General features: G+C 62.0%; 12 protein-coding genes. All 12 read left to right on the forward strand.

The window, feature by feature from the left end; translation table 11 throughout:
• Positions 1–163: 163 nt before the first annotated feature.
• Positions 164–2,092, forward strand: a complete 1,929-nt coding sequence (locus NMQ14_RS18235; protein WP_257098295.1) for a diguanylate cyclase — start codon at positions 164–166, stop codon at positions 2,090–2,092.
• A 125-nt stretch (positions 2,093–2,217) separates the two neighbouring features.
• The gene (locus NMQ14_RS18240; protein WP_257098296.1) at positions 2,218–3,963 is read left to right on the forward strand and encodes a bifunctional diguanylate cyclase/phosphodiesterase; all 1,746 of its coding nucleotides are present in this window, start codon (positions 2,218–2,220) and stop codon (positions 3,961–3,963) included.
• A 204-nt stretch (positions 3,964–4,167) separates the two neighbouring features.
• Positions 4,168–4,485, forward strand: coding sequence for a flagellar transcriptional regulator FlhD (flhD, locus tag NMQ14_RS18245; RefSeq protein WP_257080626.1), 318 nt, complete (start codon positions 4,168–4,170; stop codon positions 4,483–4,485).
• An 18-nt stretch (positions 4,486–4,503) separates the two neighbouring features.
• Complete coding sequence (flhC, locus tag NMQ14_RS18250) at positions 4,504–5,043, forward strand: flagellar transcriptional regulator FlhC (RefSeq protein ID WP_257080363.1); 540 nt, start codon at positions 4,504–4,506, stop codon at positions 5,041–5,043.
• Between the two features lie 226 nt (positions 5,044–5,269).
• Entirely contained in the window at positions 5,270–6,127 is an 858-nt protein-coding gene (motA, locus tag NMQ14_RS18255) for a flagellar motor stator protein MotA (protein ID WP_257098297.1), read from the forward strand.
• A 78-nt stretch (positions 6,128–6,205) separates the two neighbouring features.
• Positions 6,206–7,147: a flagellar motor protein MotB gene (gene motB / locus NMQ14_RS18260; protein WP_257098298.1), complete on the forward strand. Its 942-nt coding sequence runs from the start codon at positions 6,206–6,208 to the stop codon at positions 7,145–7,147.
• A gap of 96 nt (positions 7,148–7,243) precedes the next feature.
• Positions 7,244–8,422, forward strand: a complete 1,179-nt coding sequence (locus NMQ14_RS19770) for a methyl-accepting chemotaxis protein (protein WP_306441331.1) — start codon at positions 7,244–7,246, stop codon at positions 8,420–8,422.
• A 12-nt stretch (positions 8,423–8,434) separates the two neighbouring features.
• A complete protein-coding gene (locus tag NMQ14_RS18270) occupies positions 8,435–8,800 on the forward strand; it encodes a response regulator (protein WP_257098299.1) in 366 nt (121 codons plus the stop codon).
• Positions 8,801–8,843: 43 nt separating this feature from the next.
• Entirely contained in the window at positions 8,844–11,069 is a 2,226-nt protein-coding gene (locus NMQ14_RS18275; protein WP_257098300.1) for a chemotaxis protein CheW, read from the forward strand.
• A gap of 191 nt (positions 11,070–11,260) precedes the next feature.
• Entirely contained in the window at positions 11,261–12,367 is a 1,107-nt protein-coding gene (locus NMQ14_RS18280) for an IS5 family transposase (RefSeq protein WP_257098301.1), read from the forward strand.
• A gap of 235 nt (positions 12,368–12,602) precedes the next feature.
• The gene (locus tag NMQ14_RS18285; protein ID WP_257098304.1) at positions 12,603–13,112 is read left to right on the forward strand and encodes a chemotaxis protein CheW; all 510 of its coding nucleotides are present in this window, start codon (positions 12,603–12,605) and stop codon (positions 13,110–13,112) included.
• Between the two features lie 9 nt (positions 13,113–13,121).
• A partial coding sequence (locus tag NMQ14_RS18290; RefSeq protein ID WP_257098302.1) for a methyl-accepting chemotaxis protein occupies positions 13,122–14,862 on the forward strand: 1,741 nt, incomplete at its 3' end.

Raw genomic sequence — 14,862 nt, forward strand, 5'->3', positions numbered from 1 at the left:
ACACCGGCTGTTCGAAATGAAGAGTCCGGAGTGTAGCGCCCCGCCTGTTACCTGCGCACCTGCCCTCAAGAACCGTGTCTCCCGCGCCGTAAGCTGATGCCATGAGGCATATTCTGAAACGGACGCATGGCGCGCCGTTCAGGCCTGGACGATGGCAAAGAAGATGAATGACCTGATTGATACAAGCCGGTTCGAGGAAATCAAGGCGGCCGGCGAATTGCCTTCTCCGCGCGGTATTGCGCTGGCGATTGCGCGTATGACGCAACGGGGTGACGCCTCGCTGGCCGAGCTCGCCCGTCTGGTTCAGGGCGATCCGTCGCTGGTCGGGCGCCTCGTATGTGCGGCCAACGGCACGCTGGCGCCTGGCATGCGGCCCATCGTGGCGCTCCGCGACGCACTGTCGGTACTCGGCATGGCTGCGGTACGCAATCTGGCCCTGGGCTTTTCGCTGATTTCCAGCAACGGCAAGGGCTTGTGCCGAAGTTTTCCGTATTCGCGCTTCTGGACCGGATCGGTCATCCGCGCCATCGCGACGCAGAAGATCATGACCGTGATGCGTTCGGCCGGACTGGAAGAGAGCTTCAGCGTCGGTCTGCTGTCCGGCATCGGCGCCCTCGGCCTGGCCAGCGTGTTTCCGGCGCAGTATTCGCGCGTACTCGACGAGGTGCGTGGGGGCGAGCCGGAAATGCTGCTCGATGTCGAGCGGCAGGCGTTCGCGATGACCCACGTCGAGCTGAGCGCGGCCATGCTTGCCGATTGGGGTATGCCCCGTTTTTTTGTCGCCGCCGTGCTCGGCCATGAGTCAGCGCTGTCGGCGCAGGGAGAGCCCGACTCGCGCGAATACAGCCTGACGCTGGCCCTCGGACTGGCGCGTGCGGTCGAGGCCGCCTGCCTTTGCGACGAGGCGGAGCGGGTGCTTCACATGGGCATTGCCCGCGCGCTGGCGGCGCGCATGTCGTGGCTGCCCGATCAGGTCAGCACCCTGTGCGATGAGGTTGCGCGCGAATGGAAGGACTGGTCGCAGATTCTGCCGGTCGATGCCTATGCATTGCCCAACCTGAACGATGTCGCACTGCCCGAGACGGCCATTCCGGCGCCAGCGTCGATTGAGGTGGAGGCCGCGAACGACGCACCGGACCCCGGCGCGCTGCGCGCACTGGTGGTCGATGACGATGCCGCCACCCGCATGACGCTGCAGGCGCTGTTGCTGCGCGGTGGCTATCAGGTTACGTGTGCCGAGAACGGCGTGGTGGGCATGGAACGCGCGCTCGAATTCCAGCCCCAGATCATGGTGGTCGACTGGGTGATGCCGGAGATGAACGGGCTGGAGCTGACGCGCACGCTGCGTCAGACCCGCATGGGCCGCAATATCTACATCATCGTGCTGACCAGTCACGAAGACGAGGAACGCCTGGTCGAGGCCTTCGAAGCGGGTGTCGACGACTACATGGTGAAGCCGCTCAAGCCGCGCGTACTCGAAGCCCGGCTGCGTGCGGGCCAGCGGTTGATCCGGCTGCAGAAGGATCTGGAGGCCGAGCGTGAGGAAATCCGCCGCTACGCGGCCGAACTGGGCGTCAGCAACCGGCGCCTGCAGGAGGTCGCGCTGACCGACTCGCTGACCGGATTCCCGAACCGGCGCTACGCCATGGCGCGCATCGGCCAGGAATGGGCGATCGCGCTGCGCAGCGAACGGCCGCTGTCGTGCATGCTGATCGACGTCGACTACTTCCGGCAGATCAACGAAACCTACGGTCACGACGTGGCTGATCAGGTGCTGGAGCAGACGGCGCGTGCCATCCGCGAATGCATGCGCGCGCAGGACGTGGTGTGCCGCACTGGCGGCGACGAATTCCTGATCATCTGCCCGGACACCACGCTGGAACAGGCCATGGCGTGCGCCCAGCGTGTCTGCGCCGGGGTGGCAGCCGTGCCGCTGCAGGCCGGTCAGCTGCGCCTGAAAAGCTCGATCAGCATCGGTGTGGCGGAACGACTTTCGCCGATGCCGGACGCAGACGCGTTGCTTGCGCTGGCCGATCAGGCCCTCATGGATGCCAAGAGTGCCGGCCGCGGACGGGTGCGCGCAGCCAACTGAGTCGATTCCGCCCTTCCGGCAAAAGCGGCATTTTTACCGCTGGCGCGTTGTGCTGTGCTCAAGTTCCCACCATTCCTGCCGTCGTTAAGGTTCGTTGATCGTGCACACGACCTGGAATGAAGTTGATGGATCGCCACTCGGACAGGATGGGAGGGTTCAGAACCATCAAGGTGTTGATGGTCGAGGACAATGAAGACGACGTCTTCCTGCTGAATGCGCAACTGAGCGCACGCGGTCTCGAAACCTATTCCGAGCGCGTGGACAGTGCGCACGAGCTCGCACGCGCCCTCGAGGAGCGCGAGTGGGATCTGGTGATTTCCGATCATGCGATGCCGGGCTTCGATTCTGCCTCCGCGCTGGAAGTCCTGCGGCGCAGCGGTCGCGACATTCCGTTCATCATCTACTCCGGCAAGATTTCCGACCACATGGCGTTTTCGGCCATGCGCAACGGTGTCGCCGACTACGTCCAGAAGGGCAATATCGCGCGTCTGGTGCCGGTCATCGAACGTGAGCTGCGCGGCGTTGAAACGCGCCGGGCAGTGCAGACGGCCGATGCACGCATTCATGCGCTGGCGTTTTTCGACACGCTTTCGGCGCTGCCTAACCAGACCTTGCTGCGCGCCCAGATCGACGACTGGCTCGATACCGCGCGTCGCAGTACCGAAGCGCGCCACGCGACGTTGATGGTGGTCGATATCGATCGCTTTCTTCGCATCAACACCAGTTTCGGCTATGACGCCGGCAACGTCGTTTTGCGTGAAGTCGTCTCGCGACTGATCGAACGTGCCGGCCAGGGCGCGATGATCGCGCGTCTGAGTGGTGACCGCTTCTGCGTATTTGCGCCGTCCTGCACCACGCGCGACGACGCGCGCGTCTTCGCGCACCGGCTGCTGGAAGCATTCGCGTCACCGGTCATCAAGGACGGACTGGAATTGTTCCTGACCGCATCGCTTGGCGTGGCGATGACACCCGAGGACGGCAGCGAGGCGCAGTCGCTGATCATGAATGCCGAGGCGGCGATGTCGAGCGCCAAGCGTGCCGGCGGCAATGGTCTGAGCTTCTACGCCCACGAAATGAGCGCAAGTTCGGCCGAGAAGCTGGTGCTCGAGACGCATCTGCGCCATTCGGTGCAGCGCGGCGAACTGTTCCTGAATTACCAGCCGATACTCAATGGCGTAACCGGCCGTACGTCCGGCGTCGAGGCGCTGCTGCGCTGGCGTCACCCGCAGCGCGGCATCATTCCGCCGGACCGCTTTATTCCGTTGGCCGATGAATCGGGCCTGATCGTCGAAATCGGTGCCTGGGTCATGCGCGAAGCCTGCCTGCAGGGCAGAAAGTGGCACGAGCAGGGCATGCAGGACCTGTCGATGTCGGTCAATGTTTCGGCTGTCCAGTTCGCCCAGCCGCGCCTGCTGGAAACGGTGCGCACAACACTGGAAGACACCGGATTCCCGGCCGAAAAACTGGTGCTCGAAATCACCGAATCGGTGCTGATGAAGGATGCGGAAACCACCATCGGCATGCTCAAGGCGCTGAAGAACATGGGCGTGCGCATTTCGATGGACGACTTCGGCACCGGCTATTCGTCGCTGTCCTATCTGAAGCGCTTTCCGATCGACATCGTCAAGATCGACAAATCCTTCGTGCGCGACATCAACGATGATGAAGACGATGCCGCCATCATCCGCGTCATCATCTCATTGGCGCGCAGCCTGCGTCTCACGACGGTGGCGGAGGGCGTTGAAACACCGGAACAACTGGGTTTCCTGCGGCGCGAGCAGTGCGACCGCTTTCAGGGCTATTTCTTCTCGCGGCCGGTGGAAGCCGACCTGCTCAGCAAGCGGATCATGGATGGAAGTCTCTTGATCTAGCCGGATTTCCTGCTCCGCGCGCCCGTCGGCCGGCGCGACAACCCGACCCCGGTCCCTTCATGTAGGAGAACTTCCTACAGGATTCCGCTCGTCTTCACGTACATAAACTTACGTCTTGTCCTGATTGGGCAATGACCCCCTGCTGGGCAGAATGCATCCCATGCACTGAAACACCTGGTGCCTGCCGACTGAAGGGAACGCATGATGAAGACAACCGGTTTGCTCAACGAGATCAGGGAACTGAATCTTGCCTACCTCATGCTCGCTCAACAGATGATCCGCGAAGATCGCGACGCAGCCATGTTCCGCCTCGGCGTCAGCGAAGAAGTGGCCGACATGATCGAGTCGCTGTCGCCGGCCCAGGTCCTGAAGATGGCCAGCGCCAACATGATGCTGTGCCGCCTGCGCTTCGACGACCGCGTGCTGCTCGGCCTGCTGTCGAGCCATGGTCGCGATGCCGCGACCTCCCATCTGCATGCCACGATTCTGGCCTGCGCCCAGCCGGTCGAAGCAGTTTCCTGATTCAAGGGGTTCAAGGTCATGAAGAACAAAAGCATCGTTTCGGAAGGTCGTGAAATCGCCCTGGCGGCAGACCTGATCAAGCTCGGCGCACGCCTGCAGTTGCTGGAGGCCGAAACCCACCTGTCGCGCGAGCGTCTGCTCAAGTTGTACAAGGAAGTTAAGGGCGTTTCGCCGCCCAAGGGCATGCTGCCCTTCTCGACCGACTGGTTCATGACCTGGCAGCCGAACATTCACGCTTCGCTGTTCATGTCCTTCTTTTCCTTCTTCAAGCAGAACACCGAGCGATCCCAGCTCGACTGCATCGTGAAGGCCTTCCGCCTTTACCAGGAACACGTTCAGACGCACGACATGGAAGAGGTGCTGAGCCTGACCCGTGCCTGGACCCTGGTGCGCTTCTTCGACGCCAAGCTGCTGCAGCGCACGCCCTGCACCTGCTGCGGCGGTCACTTCGTGGCGCATGCCTACGACCCGAAATCCAGCTACGTCTGCGGCCTGTGCCATATCCCGGCACGCGCCGGCAAGACGCGGCGCGCGCGCGAGGCCCTGATCGCCGCCTGACAGCTCGTTCTACTCTCCTGTCTGACCTCCTCCTTGCGAAAGCAAGGGGCTCGCCGCCGCGGGGCAACCCGTGGCGGCTTTTTTTTGTGCCGTCGCCACAGGTGCGGGTTTCCGGTGCCTGCCGGTGGTCGGGGAATCATGGTCAAGTTTCGCAATGCGGTGCCGTTAGACCAACAGGCACTGAGTGCTTGATGCCCCGAACATCCGTCATACACAGGGAAAGTCCATGTTTCTGATCATTGGCTACGTCATCATCCTTGCCGCCTCGGTGGGCACGTACGCCCTTCATGGCAGTCTGGCTGCACTGTGGGTGCCGGCCGAATACGTGGCCATTTTCGGGCTGATGATCGGCGGTTTCGTGGCCGGCAACGGCATGCCGGCGATCAAGGCCACCGTGGCAGCCCTGCCATCGGTGTTCAAGGGGTCGTCATACAACAAGGCCTTCTATGTTGACGTGCTGGCGATGCTCTACGAAATCCTTGCCAAGGTACGCAAGGAAGGCCTGATGTCCATCGAGGCTGACGTCGAGAACCCCGAAGCGAGTCCGATCTTCTCGAAGTACCCCAAATTCCTCTCCGACCACCACGCGGTCGATTTCCTGACCGACTACCTGCGCATGATGGTGGGCGGCAACCTGAATGCATTCGAGATCGAAAGCCTGATGGATGCCGAGATCGACACCCACCACGCCGAGCAGCACGTGGCCGTGCACTGCGTCTCCAAGGTGGCTGATGGCGTACCGGCGTTCGGTATCGTCGTCGCGGTGATGGGCGTGGTGAATGTGATGGGTTCAGTCGGCCAGCCGCCGGCGGTGCTCGGCAAAATGATCGGTGGCGCACTGGTCGGTACCTTCCTCGGTATTCTGCTGTCGTACGGCTTCGTCGCGCCGATCGCCTCGCAGCTCGAACAGAAGATGGAGGAGGGCGGCAAGATCTACCAGTGCATGAAGGTGGTGCTGCTGGCCAGCATGAACGGCTACGCGCCGCAGGTGGCGATCGAGTTCGGCCGCAAGGTGCTCTATTCGCCGGACCGCCCGAGCTTCAAGGAACTGGAAGACGAAGTGAAGAACCGCAAGGGCAAGTAGGCCCGCCCCCGTTCTGATTGCGTCCCCCTGTCACGACCGCGCAACGCCGACCTGAAACCCGTTCCGGATTACTGAACCATGTCCGACGATACCCAGCAGCCCATCATCGTCAAGAAGATCAAGAAAGGCGGCGGCGGCGCACACGGCGGCGCGTGGAAGATCGCCTACGCCGACTTCGTTACAGCGATGATGGCCTTCTTCCTTCTCATGTGGCTGCTCGGTTCGACCGCGCAGGGCGATCTCGAAGGCATCGCCGAGTACTTTGAAAATCCGCTCAAGGTCGCCCAGCAGGGCGGGTCGGGCTCGGGTGACAGTTCCAGCATCATCCAGGGCGGCGGTCGAGACCTCACGCGGCAGACCGGCCAGGTCAAGTACGGCACGGTCGAGGCAAAGAAGCGATCGTTCAATCTCACCGCCAGCAAGGATGCGGAGAACGATGCAAAGCAAAAGGCCGAAGGCGTCGAGCGCGCCAAACTGATCGAACTGAAGAACCAGATCGAAGCGCGTGTCGAAGCCAATCCAGATCTGCGGCCGTTCCGAAATCAACTGGTGCTCGATGTGACCTCGGAAGGCCTGCGCATCCAGATCGTCGATGAACAGAACCGGCCGATGTTCGCTTCGGCAAGCGAACGGCTGCAGCCCTATACCTCCGTCATTCTGCGCGAAATCGGGCTGATCCTGAACCAGGTGGAGAATCGAGTCTTCCTGTCCGGTCACACCGACGCGACACCATTCGCCGGCGGCATCGGCGGCTTCTCGAACTGGGAACTGTCGGCCAACCGCGCCAACGCCTCGCGGCGCGAGCTGATCGCCGGCGGCATGGATCCGGACAAGGTACTGCGCGTTGTCGGCATGGGCTCCATCGTGTCCTTCGACAAGGAGGATCCGTACAACCCGATCAACCGTCGCATCAGCATCATCGTGCTCAACAAGCAGACCGAAGAGCTGTTCCTCGCCGATGGAAGGTCGGTCGACGTCGAGAATCTCGTCGGTGGCGAGGCGGAGCCGGCAGCCCCCTGATCCGCATCAATTGATGAAAAAGGAATGGGTCAAGTTGTCATCGCGTCCGCCGTTATACCGTCCAAGTTTCAACCCTGATACCGAATGCAAGAATCCATGAATCGCATTTCGTTACCACATGTCGCCGCATGGAGCCTGACGGTTCTCGGTGCGTTGCTGGCTGTCGCACTCCGACCCGATGCGCTCGCGCCGGTGCTTTCGCTGGGGTTGTTCGTGGCGACAATCTGGGCGATCGCGTCGATCGTATTGCTGCGCGGCCGGGTGACACCTTCGTTCGCCGACACGCCTCAGGCCGCGCGCACGCATGACACTGATTCGGGCCACGCTGTGCTGTCCGGCAGCGCGCTTCAGGTCAGGTCGCAGTGCGACCATATGGCCGAGGAACTGTCCCGGGTTCAGACCCTTCTGCACGAAGCGATCAATGGCCTGACCGACAGTTTTCAAAGCATGCAGTCAGAGACCACCGGTCAGCGTACAACCGCGCTCGCACTGACCAACGGCGACGGCGATGGGCAGTTCGATTTCGAAGGCTTTGTCGAGGAAACGTCGGGCACGATGCAACGCGTCGTCGACAGTGTCGTGCAGAACAGCAAGCTCGGCATGGAACTGGTCGAACTGACCGAAGGCATCGCGCGCGAGACCGAAAGCGTGCGATCGCTGCTCGGCGAGATCGGTGGCATTTCCAAGCAGACCAATCTGCTGGCACTGAATGCCGCCATCGAAGCGGCGCGGGCCGGCGAGGCCGGGCGAGGCTTTGCAGTGGTCGCCGACGAGGTGCGCACGCTGTCGTCGCGGACCAGCGAATTCAGCCAGCAGATCGTCACGCTGGTCGATCGCGTACAGGCCAATGTGAAACTGACGGAGCACGCACTGGCCAATCTGGCCGGTCAGGACATGACCTTTGCGCTGGAATCGAAACAACGTGTCGAAAGTGTGGTGCGCGGTCTTGAAACCTTGCACCAGAGGCGTCAGCGCTCGATCGAAACGCTGGGCGAATCGGTTGAGCGCGTCGATCACGCGGTGGCGACTGCGGTGACGTCCCTGCAGTTCCAGGACATGACTTCGCAGCTGATCGGACACGTGCAACGCCGCATAGACAATGTCGACGAAGTCATGAAGGCAGCATGCGAGCTGAGCGAAGCCGCGGTTCAGGGCCGTGCGACGGATGTGCATGCCCGACGGGTTGATGAGGTGCTGGAACAGCTTCGAGCTGCCGACAGCAAGAACCCGGTGGCGCAGCAAGCCTTCCGGGAAGGCGAAATTGAACTGTTCTGAAGGAGAAACTTGATGGCAAAAACTGTGCTCGCAATTGACGATTCGGCGTCGATCCGCCAGATGGTGGCATTCACGCTGAAAAGCTCCGGCTACGACGTGATCGAGGCGGTGGACGGACAGGACGGCCTGGAAAAGGCGAAGTTGAAATCGGTCAACCTCGTGCTGACCGATCAGAACATGCCGCGCATGGACGGACTGACGCTGATCCGCAATCTGCGCAGCCTGGCCCAGTACAAGGCGACGCCGATCCTGATGCTGACCACCGAATCGTCGGATGCGATGAAGGCGCAGGGCCGTGCCGCCGGCGCGACCGGCTGGTTGGTGAAGCCCTTCGACCCGCAGAAGCTGGTCGAGGTGGTGAAGAAAGTGATCGGCTGAGCGCACGCGACGTGCGTCGATATCCGCAATCGGGAGACCGTTCATGACCATGGACCTGAGCCAGTTCTACCAGGTGTTCTTCGAAGAGGCCGCAGAACACCTGTCGAACATGGAACAGATGCTGCTAGACATTGATCTCGACAGTCTCGATGACGAAGAGATGAATGCGATCTTCCGCGCCGCCCACTCGATCAAGGGCAGCGCCGGCACCTTCGGCTTCCACGACCTCGCGCAGGTCACGCACGAGCTCGAAACCCTGCTCGATCGCGTGCGCAAGCACGAAGTAGTCATGACGCCGGCCATGGTCAATGCGTCCCTTGAAGCCGGCGATCTGCTACGCGATCTGGTGGCGGCACACCGTGGCATCGGCGAAGCCGATCTGCAGCGGGTGGCGCAGGTGTGCGCTGCGCTGAAGACCTTGTACTCCGATGCAGTTGAGCCGGCGGACGCGCCCGATGCGGCAACGCCGCCGCCCGGCGAATCAAATTTCCGCTTCAGCTTTCTGCTCTCTTCCGACCGGGGCGACGCGGCCGGCGTGATCGAGAACCTTGCCCGCGAGGCAGGCGCACTCGGTGGCCGCCTGCTCGACCTCTCCCTGGGCGAGGACGGGCGCTGGCACGGCGTATTCGAAGGGCGCGTCGATGCTGAGGCATTGCGCGAGCTGGTCGAGTTCGTCGCCGTCTCCGACAGCTTCGCGATCACCTTACCGGCCAGCGATGGCGACGATGCGTACGGCCTGTTCGACGCCTTGCCCGAATCATCGGTCGATGGTGACACCGCGTGGGGTCTGTTCGACGAGGCCTCGCCTGCCGCCGCAAGCGCGGTCGATGACAGTTACGGATTGTTCGACGCCGATGCCGTTGCACTGACAGCCAACAACGACCAGGCAGCCGATCCCTCCTACGGCTTCTTCGATCCGCCGCCTGCCGCGCAGGCTGTCATGGACACGCCGGACGCCGCTGCGGGATTGTCGATCGTGTCGCCGGTCGCCGCAGCGTCGGTGGCGTCCGCGGTCATTGTACCGGTCGAGGTGTCGAGCGACTCCCCCAAGGCCGTTGCGCCGCGTAGTGCGAAGCCTGCCGCGGCAGCAGAGACGTCGATACGCGTCGGTGTGGACAAGGTCGACCAGATCATCAATCTGGTCGGCGAACTGGTGATCACGCAGGCCATGCTGATGTCGGCTGCGTCGAAACTCGACCCGGTCGAATTCGAACGCCTGATGAGCGGCGTGCAGCAACTCGAACGCAATACGCGCGACCTGCAGGAATCGGTGATGTCGATCCGCATGCTGCCGATGTCCACGGTGTTCTCGCGCTTTCCGCGCGTCGTGCGCGACCTGTCGCAGAAACTGGGCAAGAAGGTCAGGCTCGTCCTTGCGGGTGAGTCGACCGAACTCGACAAGGGACTGATCGAGCGCATCTCCGACCCGCTGACCCATCTCGTGCGCAACAGTCTAGACCATGGTGTCGAGACGCCCGAGGTACGGGCTGCGCGCGGCAAGCCGGAAGAAGGCACGATCACGCTGAAGGCCTCCCATCAGGGCGGCAACATCGTCATCGAAGTCGGTGACGACGGTGCCGGGCTCAGTCGTGACCGCATTCTGTCCAAGGCGCGCGAGCGCGGGCTGGCGGTGAGCGATTCGATGACAGACCAGGACGTGTGGGCACTGATCTTCGAACCGGGCTTCTCGACCGCCGATCAGGTGACCGAAGTGTCGGGACGCGGCGTCGGCATGGATGTCGTCAAGCGCAATATCTCGGCGATGGGGGGGCGCGTCGACATTGATTCGATGACCGGTGTAGGCACGCGCATGACGGTAAGACTTCCGCTGACGCTCGCCATCCTCGACGGCATGTCGGTCGCGGTCGGCGATGAAACCTACATCATCCCGCTGAACTATGTGGTCGAGTCGCTGCAGCCGGCTGCCGACATGATCAAGAGCATCGGCGGCGTGCCCCGCCTGGTGCAGGTGCGCAATGAATTCCTGAACATCCTGACGCTGCGCGATGCCTTCGGCCTGGCCGGCGGCACGACCGATCTGGAGCGCGGCATCCTTGTGGTGCTGGAATCCGACGGCGACAAGATCGCTTTGTTCGTCGATGCACTGGTCGGACAGCACCAGGTCGTCATCAAGAGCCTGGAAGCCAATTACCGCAAGGTGGTGGGCATCTCCGGCGCAACCATCATGGGCGACGGGCACGTCGGCCTGATCCTTGACGTGCAGGCGCTGGTCGAAACCGCCCGCGTCGGCATGGCGGTGGCTGCGTAGGCAGTCGTTGCAGAGTCCCCGCATCCAGCATCGTACCTTGCCGCCCGGCTGCCTCCGGTGCGGAGCAGTCCCGTCGCTTCGGCGTCTGATGCAGATCGTTAGCAGGCTGTTGAAATTCGCCCCCGCGTCAACGGGGTTTGCGGGGTAGACGTTCGGTATATCGTGTTCATGATCAAGGCGGAGTGAGCGGTATGCGCGGAGCGGATGGTATGCAGGAAAATCTTTTCACGGTAGCCAAGCTGGATGACTTCGTTCCGGTGGACCATCCGTTGCGCGCAATCCGGTCGCTGGTCAATGAAGCACTGGTGCGTCTGAACAGTCTGTTCAATAGCATCTACGCCGACAGCGGACGCGACTCGATTGCTCCCGAGAAGCTGATGCGGGCACTGCTCCTGCAGGTGTTCTATTCGATCCGCTCCGAGCGGCAGCTGATGGAGCAGATGCGCTACAACCTGCTCTTTCGCTGGTTCGTGGGTCTGTCGCTGGAAGATGCGGTCTGGAACCATTCCGTCTTCTCGAAGAACCGGAATCGACTGTTCGAGAACGAGGTGGTCGAATCCTTCTTCACCGAAGTGATGCGATTGGCCGACCGGCAAGGCCTGCTCTCGAAGGAACATTTCTCCGTCGATGGCACGCTGATCCAGGCCTGGGCCAGCCAGAAGAGCTTTCGCCCGAAGGACGGCTCGAATGACCAGACGCGAGGCGGCGGTGGGCGCAACGTCCAAGCCGACTGGAAGGGCAAGCCGCGCAGCAATGACACCCATGCCAGCACGACTGATCCCGATGCCCGCCTGTATCGGAAGAGCCACAACACGGCCTCGATCCTTTCCTACCAGGGGCATGTGCTAATGGAGAACCGCTCGGGTCTGGTTGTCAGCGCGGTGGTCACGCATGCCGACGGTACTGGCGAACGCGAAGCGGCAATCCGGATGCTCGACCGCGTTCCCGGCACTCATTCCAAAACAGTTGGCGCCGACAAGGCCTACGACACGGCCGACTTCGTTGCTGCCTGCCGGCAGCGTAATGTCACTCCGCATGTGGCGCAGAACGATGGGCGCCGCGGCGGCAGCGCCATCGATGGACGGACGACGCGGCACGACGGCTACCGGATCAGCCAGGTGATCCGCAAGCGCATCGAGGAACACTTCGGTTGGGGAAAGACGGTCGGGCGGATTCGGCAAACCGTGTTCCGAGGCATCCAGCGAGTTGATCAGCAGTTCAAACTGACGATGACCGCATGCAATCTCACGCGAATGGCGCGAATAATGTTCGCGGTGCCGCAGGAAGTGCGGCAATGAGCGACAAATCCATGCGCGATGCGGGTTCGCGTAGCAGCGCACGGGCGATAAACCGGCAGTTTCCGTGCCGGATCGCATTCGGTCGGCTCATCGGTCGCGGGTGCGTCATCGTTTGTCGGCGAATTTCAACAGCCTGTTAGTTTGCAAACAAGCTTGCTTTCGGGCGCTGCGAATCCTCAAGGCAGGCAAGGTTCCGGCCGATATAGCAACAGTGATAGACGCAGCGGAGCAGGCAATGACCCAACTGGCGCGATCAGCGCACCCGAAACAAAGCGGTACCGTCGATGGCGGTTACGCCCAGGAGTTCCTGACCTTCACGCTCGGTGGTGAGGAATACGCCATTGACATTCTCAAGGTGCAGGAGATCCGCGGCTACGATGCGGTGACGGGCATTGCCCACTCGCCGCCTTTCATCAAGGGTGTCATCAATCTGCGTGGCATCATCGTTCCGATCGTCGATCTGCGGATCAAGTTCGGGGTCGGTGTCGTCGAGTACACCCCCTTTACCGTCACGATCATCCTGAATGTCGGGGGTCGAGTCGTCGGCATCGTGGTCGATGCCGTGTCCGACGTGCTGTCGATCGATCCTGCGCAACTGTGCGAGCCGCCCGAATTCGCTTCCAGCCTCGATACCCGCTACATCCAGTCCCTCGGCTCGATCGATGACCGCATGCTCATCGTTGTCGATATCGAAAGGCTGATGCTTTCGGCCGACATGGCGCTTGTCGAAAACCCCCTGCACTGAGAATATAAAATGTCAAAGACATCGAATCTTTCGTCTGGCTCCGGCAACCTGACCGTGCAGCGCCGGCTCATGGTGATGGTTACCGTGACGCTTGCAGCTTTCGTTGCGCTTGCCGCGATACTGCTGTTCGCGATGCGCGACAACATGCTGGATGACCGCAAGAGCGCCGCGCGTTTTGCGGTCGAGTCCGCATGGGGTGTGATCGAGTCATTCGAGAAGCGTGCCGCGTCCGGCGAGCTTACGCAGGACGAGGCGCGTCGGCAGGCCATCGCAACGCTGCGCACGCTGCGCTACAACGGCGAGGATTACTTCTGGATCAATGACTTCGGTCCGCGCATGGTGATGCACCCGACCAAGCCTGAGCTGGAAGGCAAGGATCTGAGCGGATCGAAAGACCCGAACGGCAAAACCCTGTTTCTTGAAATGGTGGCGGTCGCCAAGGCCGATGGAGCGGGCTTCGTCGATTACATGTGGCCGCGGCCCGGTTCGACAGACCCGGTGGCCAAGGTTTCATATGTACGTGCTTTTGCGCCGTGGGGCTGGATCGTCGGCTCCGGCATCTATGTGGATGAGGTCGATGCGCTGATTCTCGACCAGGCCTTGTGGGTGGTCCTCGGCGTGATGGTCGTTGCACTGGCGATCGGCGTGCCGAACATACGTCTCGGGCGCAGCATCGCCTCGCGCTTGCGTGACGCCGGGCGTCATGCCGATGCGATTTCGACAGGCATGCTGGACCGGTCGATCGACGCCGGTGCGCTGGACGAGATTGGCCATCTGCTGCAGGCGCTCGACAAGATGCGTGCGGACCTGAAACAGCGCATCGAGCGTGATCATGCGGTATCCGCCGAGAACCTGCGCGTACGCACGGCACTCGATTTCGTGAGCCGCAACGTTCGCATCGCGGATGCCGACGGCAATGTGATCTATGCCAACCGCACCATGTTGAAGACCTTGGGCGAGATCGAGTCTGACGTCAGACGGAGTGTTCCGTCGTTTTCGGTGGACCGCATCATCGGCAGCAATGTCGCTTTGCTGTGCGACAACCCCGCATTCGTCCGCAAGTCGGAACAGATCGGCAATGCCCAGCACAGCGAACTGGTGATCGGGTCGCGCACCTTCGACGTCGTCACCACGCCCATCCTTGATGATGCCGGGCGGCGCATCGGGCTGGTCGCGGAATGGACCGAACGCACGCAGGAACTGATCGTCGAGCGAGAGGTGGAAGACATGATCGCGGCAGCCGTCAGCGGCGACTTCACCCACCGTATCGACATGCAGGGCAAGCAAGGCTTCTTCAAGTCGCTTGCGGTCAGCATGAATGAGCTCGTCGCGGTCGTGGCTGGCGGCCTCGAAGACACCGCTCGCGTGCTGAACGCGATTTCGCGCGGTGTGCTGACCGAAAAGATCGAGCGCGATTACGCGGGCACGTTGGGTCGGCTGAAAGAAGACACGAACACGACAGTGGACAAGCTGCGCGAGGTGGTGGGCCGGATCAAGGATTCGACGGAGGCGATCAACACGGCAGCGCGGGAGATTTCGGCCGGCAACAGCGACCTGAGTTCGCGTACCGAAGAGCAGGCGAGTTCGCTGGAAGAGACGGCGAGTTCGATGGAAGAGCTGAACGCGACGGTGAAGCAGAACGCGGAAAGTGCGCAGAAGGCGAACGAGCTGGGTCGTCAGAGCAACGAGGCGGTGATGCGCGGTGCGGAGACGGTCAAGCGTGTGGTGAGCACGATGAGCGACATCCAGG

The organism is Methyloversatilis sp. XJ19-13 (genome assembly GCF_024580155.1).
Classification (GTDB): domain Bacteria; phylum Pseudomonadota; class Gammaproteobacteria; order Burkholderiales; family Rhodocyclaceae; genus Methyloversatilis.